12 protein-coding genes are annotated in these 15,017 nt (G+C 56.6%); 2 read left to right on the top strand and 10 right to left on the bottom strand.

All coding sequences use genetic code 11. The features are described from left to right. Positions 1 to 489: 489 nt before the first annotated feature. From FJE54_RS05720 to FJE54_RS05685, 8 genes are all read right to left on the bottom strand, one after another. Positions 490 to 2,031: a catalase gene (locus FJE54_RS05720; protein WP_139651745.1), complete on the bottom strand. Its 1,542-nt coding sequence runs from the start codon at positions 2,029 to 2,031 to the stop codon at positions 490 to 492. A 286-nt stretch (positions 2,032 to 2,317) separates the two neighbouring features. After that, a complete protein-coding gene (locus FJE54_RS05715; RefSeq protein ID WP_139651744.1) occupies positions 2,318 to 4,813 on the bottom strand; it encodes an FAD-binding protein in 2,496 nt (831 codons plus the stop codon). Between the two features lie 222 nt (positions 4,814 to 5,035). Continuing rightward, positions 5,036 to 6,502, bottom strand: coding sequence for a helix-turn-helix transcriptional regulator (locus tag FJE54_RS05710; RefSeq protein WP_139651743.1), 1,467 nt, complete (start codon positions 6,500 to 6,502; stop codon positions 5,036 to 5,038). Between the two features lie 156 nt (positions 6,503 to 6,658). Continuing rightward, entirely contained in the window at positions 6,659 to 7,597 is a 939-nt protein-coding gene (locus tag FJE54_RS05705; protein ID WP_139651742.1) for a beta/alpha barrel domain-containing protein, read from the bottom strand. A gap of 212 nt (positions 7,598 to 7,809) precedes the next feature. Beyond that, positions 7,810 to 8,628: a TM2 domain-containing protein gene (locus tag FJE54_RS05700; RefSeq protein WP_139651741.1), complete on the bottom strand. Its 819-nt coding sequence runs from the start codon at positions 8,626 to 8,628 to the stop codon at positions 7,810 to 7,812. Between the two features lie 217 nt (positions 8,629 to 8,845). Further along, positions 8,846 to 9,712, bottom strand: a complete 867-nt coding sequence (locus FJE54_RS05695) for a TVP38/TMEM64 family protein (RefSeq protein ID WP_139651740.1) — start codon at positions 9,710 to 9,712, stop codon at positions 8,846 to 8,848. A 23-nt stretch (positions 9,713 to 9,735) separates the two neighbouring features. Continuing rightward, positions 9,736 to 10,677 (bottom strand): PRC-barrel domain-containing protein, encoded by a 942-nt coding sequence (locus FJE54_RS05690; protein ID WP_139651739.1) that lies wholly within the window; start codon positions 10,675 to 10,677, stop codon positions 9,736 to 9,738. 118 nt (positions 10,678 to 10,795) lie between these two features. Continuing rightward, positions 10,796 to 11,413: a YtxH domain-containing protein gene (locus tag FJE54_RS05685; protein WP_139651738.1), complete on the bottom strand. Its 618-nt coding sequence runs from the start codon at positions 11,411 to 11,413 to the stop codon at positions 10,796 to 10,798. A 233-nt stretch (positions 11,414 to 11,646) separates the two neighbouring features. Between FJE54_RS05685 and FJE54_RS05680 the strand changes: the two genes are divergently transcribed. Together FJE54_RS05680 and FJE54_RS05675 are read left to right on the top strand one after the other, a co-directional pair. Next, positions 11,647 to 12,033 (top strand): helix-turn-helix domain-containing protein, encoded by a 387-nt coding sequence (locus tag FJE54_RS05680; protein WP_139651737.1) that lies wholly within the window; start codon positions 11,647 to 11,649, stop codon positions 12,031 to 12,033. After that, positions 12,033 to 12,656: an ATPase gene (locus FJE54_RS05675; RefSeq protein ID WP_139651736.1), complete on the top strand. Its 624-nt coding sequence runs from the start codon at positions 12,033 to 12,035 to the stop codon at positions 12,654 to 12,656. Before FJE54_RS05680 ends, FJE54_RS05675 begins: the two co-directional genes overlap by 1 nt. An 83-nt stretch (positions 12,657 to 12,739) precedes the next feature. Here FJE54_RS05675 and FJE54_RS05670 read toward each other — a convergent pair whose 3' ends face one another. Together FJE54_RS05670 and FJE54_RS05665 are read right to left on the bottom strand one after the other, a co-directional pair. Then, positions 12,740 to 13,723 (bottom strand): D-alanine--D-alanine ligase family protein, encoded by a 984-nt coding sequence (locus FJE54_RS05670; protein ID WP_139651735.1) that lies wholly within the window; start codon positions 13,721 to 13,723, stop codon positions 12,740 to 12,742. Between the two features lie 27 nt (positions 13,724 to 13,750). Further along, the gene (locus tag FJE54_RS05665) at positions 13,751 to 15,016 is read right to left on the bottom strand and encodes an aminotransferase-like domain-containing protein (protein WP_139651734.1); all 1,266 of its coding nucleotides are present in this window, start codon (positions 15,014 to 15,016) and stop codon (positions 13,751 to 13,753) included. Between the last annotated feature and the right edge of the window lies 1 nt (position 15,017).

The raw sequence follows: 15,017 nt of genomic DNA, 5'->3' as shown, positions 1-15,017 counted from the left end.
ACCCTATACCGCACTGCACAAACTGCCATCGCCGCAGAGGTTCGAATGCTGGTTCAATGCGTTTTTCTCCCCTCGAACCTCAGGTACGATGGCGGTTGATCTGGGGCTTTTTCTCGAAATCTGACAAACGCATACGCGCGCACGGTACATCGCGCATGCATACCGCCAAAAACGCGTAGGGTACGATTGTAGGCATCCCGAGCATTCAAACGCCCGTACATACGTCGCATTCGCAACGTTCGAAGCCCCTTTCGCGGTAAGGGCGCGAAAGGGGCTTGCACGGAAAGCTCCTCGGGAAGAAGGAGCAGGAAGGGCGGGTAGCGGCCGGATCGAGGGAGTTGGATCCGGCCGCATGTGCTATGCGTCGGCATACTCGCTTTGTGCGGGTAGCGCCGACGACGGGCCTTGCCTCGACCGATTCCATGCCCAAAACTCAGCAGAAACGGGACATCCTTTTTGATGCTCGAAGAGGATAGGCCAAGGATCTACTTAGCGGATTGCCCCGCCCTTCTTCGCGGCAGGTACCTGCTGACCGGTTGCGGCCATACGCTCTTCGTGCGTCATGCTCGCGAGCCGAACCACCTCGTCAACCGACAGGCCAAGTGCTTCGGCCAAGCGCGTGCCGTACTCGGGATCGGCCTTATAGCAGTGGGCCGCGTGACGCAGCTTGATGTTCTCGGTGACCGGCGCGATATCGGCTGCGGTATTTGCGATGAGCGCGGCACGCTTGTCCTCTTCCATCAAACGATAGAGATCGCCTGGCTGATAGAACGTGTCGTCGGTCGGATCGTCCTTCGGGTCCCATGCGTCCATCGGTCCGAACAGGTCGAGCGGCGGCTCGGCTGCATCGGCCTGCTGCTGCCACTGGCCGTAGCTGTTCGGCTCGTAGCCGATCGTGCCGCCGAAGTTTCCGTCGGTACGCATCTGTCCGTCACGATGGAACTCGGCATACGGGCACCGCGGTTTGTTGACGGGAATATGATTGTGGTTCACGCCCAAACGGTAGCGCTGCGCATCGCCGTACGCAAACAGGCGGCCTTGGAGCAGCTTGTCGGGAGACAAACCGATACCCGGCACAAGATGCGTGGGAGCGAACGCCGCTTGCTCGACCTCGGCGAAGTAGTTTTCGGGATTGCGGTTGAGCTCGAGGATGCCGACTTCGATAAGCGGAAACTCTTTCTGACTCCACGTTTTCGTGATGTCGAAGGGGTTCTCTTTGTAGTTCTTCGCCGTCTTTTCGTCCATGAGCTGCACGCAGAAGCGCCACTTCGGGAATTCTCCTCGCTCGATGGCCCCGAACAGATCGCGCTGATGGCTTTCGCGATCGCCCGCGATCAGCGCGGCGGCCTCCTCGTTTGTGAGGTTCTTAATGCCTTGCTCGGTCTTGAGATGGAACTTCACCCAGGTGCGCTTGTTGTTCTCGTCGATGAGCGAATACGTATGGCTGCCGAATCCGTGCATGTGGCGGTAGCTTGCCGGGATGCCGCGGTCGGACATAACGATGGTCACCTGATGGAGCGCCTCAGGCAAGCTCGACCAGAAATCCCAGTTGCTCTGCGGCGAGTGCATGTTGGTATGCGGATCGCGCTTGACCACGTGGTTGAGGTCGATGAACTTCTTCGGATCGCGCAAGAAGAATACGGGCGTGTTGTTGCCGACCAGATCCCAGTTACCGTCGGGCGTGTAGAACTTCATAGCGAACCCGCGGATGTCACGCTCGGCGTCGGCAGCACCCCGCTCGCCCGCAACGGTCGAGAAGCGCACGAACACTTCGGTTTCGGAGCCGGGCTCAAACACCTTCGCTTTCGTGTACTCGGTGATGTCGCCGGTAACTTTGAACGTTCCGTACGCTCCCGAACCTTTGGCATGCATGCGGCGTTCGGGAATAACCTCGCGATCGAAATGCGCGAGCTTTTCGATCATCCAGTTGTCCTGGAGCATCATGGGGCCGCGCTCCCCCGCCGTAAGCGTATTTTGGTTATCGGCAACGGGATTGCCGACCTCGTTCGTGAGTTTGGTGGTGTCCGACATCGTAGGATTCCTTTCCTCGGCGCTCGCGGTGCCATGAGCGACGGTCCTGTTTGTTACTGGTAGTGTATCAGGATTGGAACCACTTATTGATATTAATTATCAATAAAGATATTGTACTCATAAAATCATCATCGATGCAGCCGCATGCTGCTTTTGAGCCGACGTGATGAAGCAACTCGACACTCGGACCCCTGAGGTGCCTGCTATGCCAAAAAATCGGGTAGTCGACTACTCATCGACCACCCGATCGCAATACACGTACCAAGCTCCTGTACCTCAGTTCACTTTAACGTGCCGACGATTGAGCTTCCACGTCTACCAGCGCAGGGCTCACATAGGTAAACCCGCCGTACTCATCGTTGATGTACTGCGCCGCATTCTTACCTGCCAAGCGGCCGCTCGTCCACAGCCAGCCTTGAGCCACTCCTCCGAAGCCAACGTAGTTGCGGTTGGGATTCAGGAGCACACCCATCGAATCGACCCCGATCGCATAGAGACCTGAGATGGGCGTCGCATGATCGTCCTTCAGAACCCTGATATCCGTATCGACGTCCAAGCCCCCGCACGTCGAGAACGAGGTGTTGAATATCTGGATCGCATAATAGGGACCGCTGGTGAATTTGGTCAGGTACTGAGGGTCTTTCCCGTACACAGTATCGCTTCCGCCCTCGCATAGTATGTTGTATTCCTCGACGGTCGACTCGAGAACCCCGCCGTCAATGCCAATCTGGCTCGCAAGGTCGGCGAGCGTCTCACCCTTCCATGCGATGCCCTCCCCAACGGCGTATCCAAGGCCCTCATACACCTCTGGAACGGGCATGTCTGCGGGAATGTCACCCTGCGCACAGTATCCTTCCCATTTGTATATCTTGTTGAATCCCTCGCTTGCGATTTCCTTAAGCACATCGTCTGACAAGATTGCGTAATAGTAATTGCCCGACGCGAAACACGGCCACGACTCATGATCCTGATCGTCGGCGAAGCTTTCGTACTTTGCCTCGTTCATGTAGCGCCTGCCCTCTTTGTCGATAGCCACCACATTCGCCGAAATGCCGCAGGCGATCGGAATGTTGTTGAGCGTCCACGATTTATACCTGCCCGTACGGCCATCGAGCACATCATCATAGAAGTTGATGGGGTACTGGTGGAGCCAATGATCGATGCTCACGTGCATGATGTTCGGACTCATGCCGATGTTGTAGGTTCCTGCCCCGATGTCGAGCGCCGCCTGTATCATCAGCCCAGTATCCTGATCGGTGCCGATCCGCTTGCGCTCGCCGCGCCACCTCTCGTCAAGCAGCGCGTCAACCATATCGGCATTCGCGCTGAATCCGCCCGTGTTCATCACGACGGCCTTTGCATGAATGGTGTATTCTTTGCCCGTAGCGTGGTTTCGTGCCTTGACGCCAACAACCTTGTCCCCCTCAGTAAGAAACTCGTACCCTTCCGTCTCGAGAAGGTATGCGCCACCCTGCGCGGCAACCTCGGCGAGCATCTGCTTGTAATAAGTATCGAGCACGGCACGCCGGTCTTCGTACGTGCCCACATCGGCATTCGAAGTCAAAGCCACGTTGTAACTCGTCAAACCTCCCGTAAATGGGTTCTTTTTGCCCATATCGCCGAATATCCAACCCATATCGAAAAGCCAATCGACGGTGCGCCCCGACTCTTCGAAATACATATCGATCAAGTCTTCTTTCGCCGTCTGCTTACCGTCCGTAGTTGTGAATTGCTTCCATGTCGCCTTGAAAGCTTCCGCATCGACGAAAGGCTCGCCTGAGTTTTTCGCAACCTGATACTCGGGCGGGTTGATCGCGCAGCCCTCGTGCGTCAACGCCGACTTGCCGCCGTATTTTCCTGCACGGTCGATTCCGAGCAAGCTCACACGGCCTCCCCCGTTGAGCTCCTGTATCGTCTCGCAAGCACTTTTCATTGCCGCAATGCCGCCCGTCCCCATGCCGACCACCAGCACGTCAACATCGAGTTCTTCGGTCTCCCCTGCTTCTTTCTTTTCCGGAGCAATTTGGAACATGCTGACTGCGGCGGCATTCGATCCGCCCGCCACAAGGGCTTCCTGCAATGCTTGCTTGATTGCCGATTTAACCGCATTGCTCGACGCAGTGGCACCAGAAACAGCATCAACCGCGATCGACTGGTTCTCGATAATGCGCGGGAAAAGCAAATCCTTAACGCTTTGGAGGATGACTTCCGTTTCCCCGTGCTCGAACCGATCGGTTGGCACATCAATCTTGAGAATCGATGTTTCGTTCACGGTAATAGTGACCGGTAGATCCCATATCTGCCAATACCCCTTGGCTTTGCCGGTGTATTCGCCCGGCGCCATAATGACCTCCATCGAGCCAGACGAACCCATCGCTTCGTTGTATGCGAGAGTCGAAGCATCCTGAATAGCAGAGGAGGTAAAGGTGGCTCCTGCCACCGTATCGACTTGAATGCTTTCGGTATCGATCATAGTTTGCTGCATCGTTGTTATGGCCCGACCTCCGCGATTCGGTGTCTCGAATTTTCCCTCGATGGCGGCACCTTTCACCGCACCGCTTCCAGTATCCACCGTCAGCTCCACCGCAACATCGCCGCCGTAGCCAGGTGCGGTTGCAGATGCGGTAACCGTACCGCCCGATGCCGTCGCACCCTGGGTGCTGCATCCGGTTAAGGACACGATTCCTGTGCCCAGCGCACCAGCACCGATCAGCCCAGCCGCCGCACCTTTCAAGAACCCGCGCCTCGAGACACCCGTCCGTGCTTCGTAGACTTCTCCCATGGTCTCCTCCTTGTTTGCGGTTGATTATCCGGACATCGGCAAACCGAAGTTCACGTATCCGTTACCGAAGGAGACTATGCAGTTTCGACCATCAAGCTGCATCGACCAGCCGCATGGATTTTGGCGGAAACCCTTGAGATGCTTTCTAGACCAGCTGAGTCTAGACGCTTTTGATCAGGTTCGATACCCTTTACTTGATGGCATCAAAAGCCTGACACGCGGCTATTTTTGGAATTCTTCGACCATTTCAATGAGCTCTTGCTGGGCGTGCACACCGAGTTTTTGGTACACGTGCGTCATATGAGTATGGGCCGTTCCTTTCGAGATGTGCAGTTTTGTCATGATGACCGACAGGTTTCTCCCTTTCGCCATAAGCAGCAGTACCTCCGTTTCGCGAGGAGTGAGCTTATAGACAGCAGCCACATCACGTGCACTCCGCTCGAGTGTCGATTCATGCGATCGGACGCTTTGATCCATCGGCAACGCGTTGAAGAGGTTATCTATCGTCCTTTCAGGAAACAGCCAGAAGAAGCAGACAATCAACGCAAGAATGAGAATCGGGACGAACGTAGCAATCTGGATGACCTGAGCATCGAGTGCCCCGAGCGCAAACGTCGCAAGGACGAGCCCCAGCGCATACCCGAGGTTTTTTGCCGCAGCAAGGAACCCAAAGTAGCGCAACGGGGAAAAACCAAATACCTGCACCGTCTTCGCAATCAGTATCCAGGTAAGGATGTCGAAGAATTTGCGCCTGACACTCGAAACCATGAGAGCGATCTCGCCGAACGTAGCAGGCGAAATGAGGTAGAGCACGAACCCGATAGCCGTAATGGGGAGAATGAGACGAAAGAGAGCAACGGCACTGATTGGCTTTATGAGCAAAAACGAGCAGAGAAGGATAAGCGCCGCGAGCAAGTTAGCCCAGAACCGTATCTGCGATGCTATTTCGGAGGGCAAGGCATCGTAGGTGATTGAAACGACGAGGTTGTAGATGAGGGAAAAAACCAAGCAGCTCAAGAGAATGTTCCCAAGTGCCCTTTTGCTTCGCCTGCGAATATCGCCGTCACCCGTACTCTCCACATCGGTTTTGCCCGCATCCCGATCAATCTCTTTCACCTCGCTTTCGGGAGCTTTGGCGAGCAGGAACGCGACCATCAATCCGAACAGCACAAACGAAACAATAAAGAAACCAGCATGGGGCAGCAAGCCCATTGCTATGCCGAGCAGCGAGGAAACCGCCATGACGAACAACGTGTAAATCTGAATGCCAGACGACGGCAGCTTCGTAAACTTGATTCCCCACACCGTTTCGAAGAACCCGCAGATTCCACCCACGAGGACGAAACCGAAGAAAAATAGCGCATCGATGGATTCGAGCTTCCCGAGCATAACGCACACCATGCCGAGCACCCCCGCCGCCGTACATGACAAAACGATAGAGGTACGGCGGTTGACAGTCCAGCCCGACAAACCGTCTTTCGCCAGCAAAGCTACAAATATTGCGACTGCGGCCGCAGACAGATACAGCACGACCTGAAGGCTAAAGGATGCTCCCGACGTCCATATCTCATTCGCCGAATAAGCAAGAAACCCCGTCACCCACGCGCGGCAGAAGCCGAATCCCAAAAGATCCCATCGGAAGGGAACGAGCACGTTTCCTATTGGTTCTTTTGTTTCGAATACCTTCAAGAACACCCACCTCGTCTCAGACGATCCCGAAGTGCAATGCTAGCACAGAAGTCAAGTCTGCGAATGGCTCACTCATTGCGTAAAGCAACAGCAACGAAAAAGCCCCCTTCCTGAGGAAGAGGGCCTGGCAGCTAAACCACCGATTGAAAGAATGCTCTACAGCGAGAAATCCTCATCGCCGTTGAAGATGTCGAGCGCATCCTCAACCGACATGTCGGCGAGCGTGATGGCGGAAATGGCCTTCGTCAGACGCACCGCCTCATCAAGAGAACGCTGATGGATATTGCGTCCCGTGGCGTTACCGCAAGCGCCGCCCACGTGGATCTGGTCGTAAAGCTGAGTGAGGAACGTCTCGGCATCAACGGTCGAGCCGCCGGCGCACACAAGTCCGCATCTGCCGGAAGCCATCGAAGCGACCTTGAGCGCTTCGGCTGGAGCGGTTCCATCTTCGGGCTTCGGAGGATTCACCTTTACGAAGTCTGCGCCGAGGCAGAGCGCCACACCGGCAGCACCGGCGATGAGCGCAGGATCCTTTTCGGCCGTGACTGCTTTGCCGCGCGGGTAGATCCATAAGACGACGATGAGGCCATTGGCGTGAGCCTGAGCAATAAGTTCGCCTGCCTCGGCCATCATGGTGGCTTCGAACTCGGAGCCCAGATAGATGGTGTAGCCGATGCCCACGATGTTCACTCCCGCTTCGCGCATGGCGAGCACGGCATCGAGATCGTAGAGCTGGGGCGAATAGGGATCTTCCTGTTTGGTACCGACGATGTTGGTCTTGGAGTTCATCTTCACGAGATAGTTGATCTCGGGATAATCGGCCGCGTACTGAGCGATGAGGCCGCGCTGCCCGGCCAAAACGCCGCATACGCCCTGGCTTCCGATTTCGAACAGATGCTCGGGTTTCGCATCGGCGATATCGATGCCCTCACCGTAAAAGTCCGCATTCAGGTGCTCGATCTTCTGATCGCACGCAAACAGCATGAGACGACCCGTCCCGCGCGTTGCCTTCATAAAGTTGTCGATGTACTCTTCCCGCGACTCCGGCATCACGTCGACCGGCACCTTCACCTGATCACGAGTGATTTTGGGCATATCTTCCTCCTTTATAGGAAATCCCTGTAGGAACTTGAAACCATAGCGCCAATTCTATAGGAAAAGCCCCCGTATCGAGGGCTTTTCACAAGAAATATCGGGGACAAGCAGCTGATCGATGGAAATCGGCTGATCAAGGCTGATTCCCAGAAACCGTCGAACTCAATACCGAACAAGTTCGGACGCGACCGTTTCCGAGTACCCTCGACCTCTTAAAACCATTCTCGCTTGTTGAACACGTAGATCTGCTCGAATTCGCTCTGGGACTTTATAAGGTAGAGGATGCCTTCGATGAATGCGATAACACCCATGACCGCAGCGGCCAAGCCGAACGTGAACAACCCGCCCAAAATGGTGACGGCGAGCATGATGAATCCTGCCGTATTGTACCCGAGGTAGAACTTATGAATGCCGAGCGAACCGAGGAAAATGGCCAGCAACCCTGCCGCCACATGGTCTTTCGAGCTTACGACGGGCGCATACGGCTGCTGATAGTAGTACTGCTGCTGGGAATGCGCGTCATAAGGGTTCTGCGGCGGCGCGTATTGGGTGTTATACCCGTACTGGGTGCTGTAGCCGTCCTGCTGGGGCTGCTGCCAATAGTATCCGCCTTGAGGCTGTTCGCCCGCCGACTGCGCCTGACTCTCGTACGAACCTACCGGAGGAGGCGGGGGCGTCTGGTTCTCGCAAGAGCCGACCGCCTCTTGAGGCACAGATTGGGACTGCTCGTCAGGGGTATAGGGAACCCAGTTAGGATCTGCGTTCGAAGCATCGGGAGCAGGCACCGGCTCGGCTTCAAGCTCGATCGGGCCACTCGCGACTACCGTTGCCTCGACGACTTCAGCCTCGATTGTTTCGCTTTCCGCAGCGACGGGTTCTTCGTCGGCTTCTGCCTGCTCGGCGGGGCCTTCCTCAAGCGAAGCCTTCGCCTTTGCGGCATCGAGCCTCTCTTGAGCCGCACGCAATTCGGCTTCGGCGGCGGCTATTTCATCAGCAATCGATGGCTTTGCATCGTTGGTGTTAGTATCCATGATGGACCTTTCTCATTCGAGTTGTTGCCACCATGATACCGAGCGGTATACGCTCTGAGTGGTTCCGTCATGGTATCGTTAACCATGTTCCATGCCCGACAAACTCATTAACGCAAACGGCGTATTTCTTAAGATTTATGATCGAAGGCACACAAGGCGACCGCGGGCACTACAGCGCACGAATGCGCAGGCGGTCAGCGCTTTGTCAAACGAGCAATCAATCCTCTTTGTGCTTGGATGCTTTGCCCACAACTTCCATGATCTTATCCTTGAATACGATGCCGATCACAGCGATGACCGCAGCGACAACGAAGATGATGACGCTTTCCCAAATACGTCCGTCGATCAGGCCATCTGCTGCATACGTCGACACGATGACGCCGGGGATCCGTCCGATGTTGGAAAGCACCACGAAATCCCGCATGCGCATATCGGTAAGAGGGACCAGGTACGTGAACACGTCTTTCGGCAAACCGGGAATCAAAAACAGGATGAACACGATCATCTTGAGCTTGCCGGTTTTCTCGAACGCACGGAATTTCTCGAGGTACTTCGTCGGCACCATGCTCTGCACGAACGGTGCTCCGAGCTTGTGCACGAGTGCAAAGATGAACGCGCTCGATATGATGCATCCGATGAGAATGATGAGCGCACCGAACCAGGGGCCGTACAGCATACCCGCTGCCACCTGGGTGACCTCACCGGGAATAAAAGCAACGACGATCTGCAGAAACTGCAGGCCAAGCAAAATGAACACGCCCACAGGCCCCGCGCCGCGTACCTTATCGATCACACGCTCCACGCCACCCGGTTCGAACAGCTCTTTGATGTAGGGGAATATGAGCACGCAGACAAAGAGCATGACTAGGAAGAAAGCGATGAGGCCGGCGAACTTGATGATGTCGCCTTTTTCAAACGACTTGGTGCCGATCTTCACCGTCTGGTGCGCGCGCTCTTCAAGCTCCTCTTTCTTCTCGTGGAGCTCTTCTCTCTTTTCGTGAACGTCTTCCTTGAGTGCATGAAGCTTGCCCGTCGAGCCCTGCTCTTCGCGGTTAGGTGAATCACTGGTGCGTTTTTGCGTCATATACCTGTTTCTTTTCCGTTTGATCAATCGTCGTGGCGTGCTTTATCGTATTCCTCTTTGAAGGCCGAGAACATACCTTTGGACTTTTTGATCTGCTTGCCGACCGCCTTCGCTCCCTGGTTGACGGCCTTGCCGATCTGCTCGCTCGCCGACTCGGTTTCGACCGTCTCGCCATCAAGCGCCTTTTTCTTTTTCTCGGCGGCGCCGCTTTCCTTCTGGAATTCGTCCTTGAAACCGACGAATCCCTCTTTGGTCGCTTCGGCGCGCTCGCCGACCGCTTTCGCGCCCTTGTTGACCGCATCGCCCGTTTTTTTCACGGCCATGCCTGCTTTGTCTGCAGCGACCGCCGTTGCAGCACCCGCCTTTTCGGCAAGTCCGCCCTCGGCCACGATGTCTTTCGCTTCGTCGGATACGAGGATCGCGCCGTATTCGGTCGTCTCGGTCTGTTCGCTTTCACGACCGGTCTGCGCAATGGCCGCACCCATACCACGGCGAAAACCCGTGATGAGATCGGCGGGGATAACGCGTTTGCCCAGAAGCGTGTTCGAAGTGGCGCCGCCGTCGGTTTCGATGCTTTCCACCGCACCGGTGAGTCGATTGAACGTTACCGTGCCCACAAACCCGAATTCGGTTCCGTCCTCCGACAGAATGGGCAAGCCGATCCAAAGCACGCAGGAATCCCAATCGACGCCGAGCTTTTTGCACGCAGCACGGTCCGTCGCATCGGGCTCGTTGCGTATGCACAGACGCCCATCGATGAGATCGTAACCGTCGATCGAGACGAACTTGTCTTTACGGCGGAACATCCACAAAAGGTCGGGGCGTTTCACAATGAATCCGATAACGCGCTTCTCTTTCGGATGAAACACGAGACGGCGTACCTTGCCGATACGCCGCGTTCCGTTCTTGCCACCGATCACGCGAGTGCCGATGATCTCGTTCGAAGTATATGAGTTTTTCGCCATGCTTCAGTTTCCAAAGGGCACCCGTATGCGGATGCCCTTATTTCTCGTGAACTTACAGGACGCACCGAAACCGATGCGAATCGCTGCTGCACCAGGCTGTATGGCCCGTTGCGATGCGCTATTTGTCGTCAGCAGCGTCTTTCGCGGCAGCCGCAGCATCGGATACCGCGCCGGCAGCCTTGTCGACCGCATCGTCTGCGGCATCGGCCACCTTATCCTGCACGGGAGTACCCGCATCGCTGCCGGAGATCTTCACGGCTACGGAGTCAAGCGCGTCGTGCGCCTTGTCGGCCACGTTCTGGGCGGCGTCTGCGGCCACGGGAATCTTGTCGTTCACAGCATCGTGTGCTGCTTCAGCGTTTTTAGCAACCTGCGATGCAATGCGCTGACGGGCCGCTTCGATCTTTTCGCGAAGCTCGTCGTTCTTTTCGGAGAACACCGGCTTAACGTTGCTGGCAGCTTCTTGAACCTTCGAAGATGCAGCGCTTACGACCTCCTGGCCTTTTGCTGCTGCATTCTGGTACACTTCCTGGCCCTTCGCAGTAGCGTCCTGATAGAACTGCTGCACGTTCTCGGAAGCCTGGGCGCCGAACTCCTGAGCCTCGCCCCAAGCTGCACCGACCTTATCGGACACTATCGCACGGGTTTCGGAACCGCTGCGGGGTGCGTACAGAAGCGCAATGGCTGCGCCGATCACGCCACCGGCCAAAAATGCGCCGAATCCTTTATTGCCCATAATTGCCTCCTCAAGAGTTTAGTATCGATGAGGCACATTATACGGTATGGCGTATTAGGGCTTCGCAAAAACATCCGCCCCTCACGAAACAGTTGCCTACCCGTAACCGATAAGACGATAGGACCCGAGCGATCGGAGTTGTAAAGTATTGCGCTAACGATATAATTAATTGAAGAACACATGATTGCCGGCAGCATTGCCGATGCTGCCGGGTAACAACACGAGGAGCATCTATGTTTACGGTAAAGGATACGGCATGCGAGCTCGGCGTAACCGAAGCAAGGGTGAGGGCTATGCTCTCGAGCGGCATCCTTGAAGGCGAAAAAGTTGGACGCATGTGGTTTGTCTACGAGCGATCGGTTCAGCGCCGAAAAGCCCTGAATCCTCACGCGGGACGGCCGCGCAACAGCGAGACGCATCCTCGAGCAAACGTTTCCAACGCCGATGTTCGAGCGGCACGCAACCTGTACCGTGAATGCGAGGATTTGCTTGCGGGGTGTTATGATGCGCGGTTTCTCGATGCGGCTGCAAGCGATCGCGAAGAACGCTTTTACGTGCATGTTGCCAATTTCTTCCTTCAGGAAAAGCAGCGCGAGCTGATAGAGCACGGTGTTTTTTAGTGGCACCCGAACCTGCAACCACAAAACTCTACACTTTGTTTGCCGGAATCAACGGAGCAGGCAAATCGACTTTGTTCAGATCGAACCTCTGGAGCTCGACGCTCGATGTCAAAAGCATGCCTCGGGTAAATTCGGACGAGATCCTCAAAGAGCAGGGCGGCGATTGGTCAAACCCCCACGATCAGATGGAAGCGGGAAGAGCCGCCATCGGCCTTCTTCGAACATACCTCGACCAGGGAATGTCATTCAATCAGGAAACCACGCTTACCGGCCGATCGATCATTATGCGCATCAAACGCGCGCATGCGCTTGGCTACCGCATCGTCATGTACTACGTCGGCGTCGAAAACCCCGAAATTGCGCAAAACCGTATTGCACGCAGAATCGAGGTCGGAGGCCATGGCATCGATCCTCTCGTCGTTGCGAAAAGGGCGGTAACCTCTCTCGAAAACCTCGTAGAGATTGCTCCGATCTGCGACGAGATTTACCTTTTCGACAATACTTACCTACTTACCCTTGTGGCTCGTTTGGAACAGGGCGATCTTGTGCAGTACGACTGCGGTAACCTTTGCATTACCTGGCCCGACGCTCTCATGAGAAAACTTATCGCGCAGATGGCCTGATACCGCACGCCATCTGCTTGTCGAAGACATCGTTGCGCATGCGGCTGCCGCGCGGCATGGAGCCGTTTGACCGCGCGACGGCTTTACGCGTATTGGCTTACCAGATGATCGAGCACGCCCGAAAGCGACAGGCCCGCCGCCGTGCAGGCGGCAGGGAACAGCGAAAGCTCGGTCATGCCGGGCGAGACGTTCGTCTCGAACACCCGGGCTTGGGCACCGTCCCAAATGACGTCGATGCGGCCCAGGTCACGCAGACCATACGCGCGGTACACTTCGAGCGCGGCGCGCTCGACCTCAGCGCGGATAGCCTGAGCCTGCGCCTCGTCGGGGGAAAGCGATGAAAGCCGCACAGGCGCGAAGAACTCGACCGCATCGGGGTCGAGGCGGGCTGCGGTATCGTACAAACCCGATTTCGGCACGATTTCAACGGGGGGAAGGGCATGGGCATCCCACCCGTCGCCGAGAATCGATACGGCCATTTCCACACCTTCGACCCATTGCTCGATAACGACGAACTCGTCGAATGAGAGCGCATCGAGGATTGCTTCGCCGAGGTCTTCGACGCGATCCACCCGATGAACGCCGAGCGCCGATCCGCCGTGAGCAGGCTTTACGGCAACGGGATACCCGCCGATCACGCGATCTTCCACCAGATCGAGCGCTGTGGCGGCACCCATATCCTTGAACGCATCACGTGCGATGCAGATGCCCTGGGGCCATGAAGCCACCGGATCGTCCCCCGTCATTTCGCGGTAGACCGCCATCGTCGTATGGAGCGAATCTTTGTTCCACGTGCTGCGGCACACCGAAGCGGGCGATCCCACGAAGGGAATGTCGAGGAATTCGAGTAGGCTTTGGATGGTGCCGTCTTCGCCGTGCTTGCCGTGGAGCGCACTGTACGCCACGTTGGGCCGCTCGCTTCGCAGTACCGGCACGAGATCCGACGTGGTGTCGAGCGGCACGACTTTGTGTCCCGCTTCTTCGAGCGCTTCGCATACCCGCTTGCCGCTCGCCAACGAGAATTCGCGCTCGAACGAGCTTCCACCCATCAAAACCGCTACCTTCATGCCGTTCCTTTTCCTTTCACGAGTCCGTCAGGACGACGGAACCTCAATGGCTCCCGCCTGGATGAACGCCCGGTACAACTCGAGCCGCTCCTCTATTACGGCGGCCAGCCGGCGGATCGCCTCGTCGAGGTTTTCGGGCGACTCGAAGCAGAACGCGAGCCGCATGCAATTCTGACCGGCCGATGCTTTCGGGAAAAACCCATCGCCCGGAGTGTAGGTAACGCCCTTCTCAAGTGCGACCGACAGCATCGAGCCGGTATCGACGTACTCGGGAAGCGTGACCCACACGAAGAAGCCGCCTTCGGGGTGCGTCCACGTCGCCTCGGGCGGGAAATGCGCCTCAAGCGCCGCAAGCATCGCATCGCGGCGGGTTCGGTATGTATCGACGAACGTTTGCAGCGTCTTCTGCCACGGCGTATCGGTGAAGTAATGCTGAACGACCACCTGGTTGAATGCGCTTCCGCAAAGGTCGGTCCCCTGCTTGACCAAATTGAGTTTGGCGAGAAAGCCCCTCGATGCCACTACCCAGCCGGTGCGCAACCCCGGTGCGAATACCTTCGAGACCGTTCCGAGGTACACCACATCATCGTCGAGCGCTTTAAGCGGCTTCATATGCCCGCCGTCGTAGCGAAGCCTCCCGTACGGATCGTCTTCTACTACAAAGAAGTCATACTCTTTCGCCAGTTCGAGCAAGCGCTTGCGGCGAGGGGGCGACATGGTCACGCCGCCGGGATTCTGGAAGTTCGGAATGGTGTAGAGGAATTTCGGGCCGCCCTTGCCGATCTTCTCAAGTTCGGCTTCGAGCAGATCCATCCTCATGCCCTCTTCGTCGAAGGGAATGCAGCGCACATCGGGCTCGTATGCCGAAAACGCTTGGAGCGCGCCCAAATACGTGGGCCCCTCGGCCAAGATGATGTCGCCCGGATCGATGAACGCTTTTGCAATCAGGTCGAGCGCCTCTTGCGCGCCGCTCGTGATCATAACGTTTTCAGGCTTGCACCGCACACCGATATCGCGCATGAGGTCGCAAAACACCTGCTTCGTTTCGACGCGCCCATCGGTCGATCCGTACTGCAGCGCAACCGCGCGATCGTCCTCCGCCGCAGCCTTCATCGCCTTTTTGATGGCGCTCGGTGGTAAGAGCGACACATCGGGCATGCCGCCGGAAAGCGAGATGATATCGGATCGGGAAGCCGCCGCGAACAAATCGCGCACAGCCGAAGTACGCATCGTGGTGACGCGATGAGCGACCTTGCCGCCCGTTTGATCGAATATGATGTGCGCGGAAGACATT

This window comes from Raoultibacter phocaeensis, from assembly GCF_901411515.1.
In the GTDB taxonomy this organism is placed as follows: Bacteria; Actinomycetota; Coriobacteriia; order Coriobacteriales; family Eggerthellaceae; genus Raoultibacter; species Raoultibacter phocaeensis.
This window is presented reverse-complemented; position numbering and strand designations above follow the sequence as displayed.

Coding starts and splice junctions, on each gene's coding strand:
- FJE54_RS05720 (WP_139651745.1), bottom strand. CDS start 2,031: ATGTCGGACACCACCAAACTCACGAACGAGGTCGGCAATCCCGTTGCC.
- FJE54_RS05715 (WP_139651744.1), bottom strand. CDS start 4,813: ATGGGAGAAGTCTACGAAGCACGGACGGGTGTCTCGAGGCGCGGGTTC.
- FJE54_RS05705 (WP_139651742.1), bottom strand. CDS start 7,597: ATGCCCAAAATCACTCGTGATCAGGTGAAGGTGCCGGTCGACGTGATG.
- FJE54_RS05700 (WP_139651741.1), bottom strand. CDS start 8,628: ATGGATACTAACACCAACGATGCAAAGCCATCGATTGCTGATGAAATA.
- FJE54_RS05695 (WP_139651740.1), bottom strand. CDS start 9,712: ATGACGCAAAAACGCACCAGTGATTCACCTAACCGCGAAGAGCAGGGC.
- FJE54_RS05690 (WP_139651739.1), bottom strand. CDS start 10,677: ATGGCGAAAAACTCATATACTTCGAACGAGATCATCGGCACTCGCGTG.
- FJE54_RS05685 (WP_139651738.1), bottom strand. CDS start 11,413: ATGGGCAATAAAGGATTCGGCGCATTTTTGGCCGGTGGCGTGATCGGC.
- FJE54_RS05680 (WP_139651737.1), top strand. CDS start 11,647: ATGTTTACGGTAAAGGATACGGCATGCGAGCTCGGCGTAACCGAAGCA.
- FJE54_RS05670 (WP_139651735.1), bottom strand. CDS start 13,723: ATGAAGGTAGCGGTTTTGATGGGTGGAAGCTCGTTCGAGCGCGAATTC.
- FJE54_RS05665 (WP_139651734.1), bottom strand. CDS start 15,016: ATGTCTTCCGCGCACATCATATTCGATCAAACGGGCGGCAAGGTCGCT.